At 64.6% G+C, this 522-nt stretch carries 1 protein-coding gene; it reads left to right on the forward strand.

What is annotated here, in order from left to right; genetic code table 11:
- Positions 1-522: DUF222 domain-containing protein (locus NLX83_RS40735; protein WP_256565188.1), on the forward strand; the 522-nt coding region annotated here is incomplete at both ends.

Here is a 522-nt window from a genome sequence, read left to right on the forward strand (position 1 = left end):
GAAGGCCGCGTCGACGAAGGCAAAGCGTTGATGATCGTCGAACTCCTTCAGCCCCTCTCGGCCGTGCAGGCCGCCACCGCTGAGGAAGCTCTGTTGGCGCATGCGGAGAAGAACGCCTACTCCGCGACTCGTCAGTACGCGCGGCGCTACATCGACCGGCTCGACCCCAAGGCGGTCGAACGCCGCCACGAGGAGGGACGCAAGCAGCGCAGGGTGGAGAAGACCAACCTTGAGGACGGCATGGCATCACTGCGGTTGATCATGCCCGCGCTGGACACCGCGTTGGCCTTCGACCACATCGACGCCATCGCACGTGGTCTACCGAAGGATGGCCGTACGTTGGATCAGAAGCGCGTCGATGTGGCCCTGGACCTGTTGTTGGGTAAGGAAACCGGTGCCCCGCAGGGGCAGGTGACGGTGAACCTCACCATGGCGATCAGCTCCTTGATCGGCATGGACGACGATCCGGCCATCCTGCAAGGGCACGGGCCGCTGCCGATCAAGATCGCCCGGGATGTCGCC

Source organism: Allokutzneria sp. A3M-2-11 16 (assembly GCF_024213555.1).
Lineage (GTDB): Bacteria > Actinomycetota > Actinomycetes > Mycobacteriales > Pseudonocardiaceae > Allokutzneria.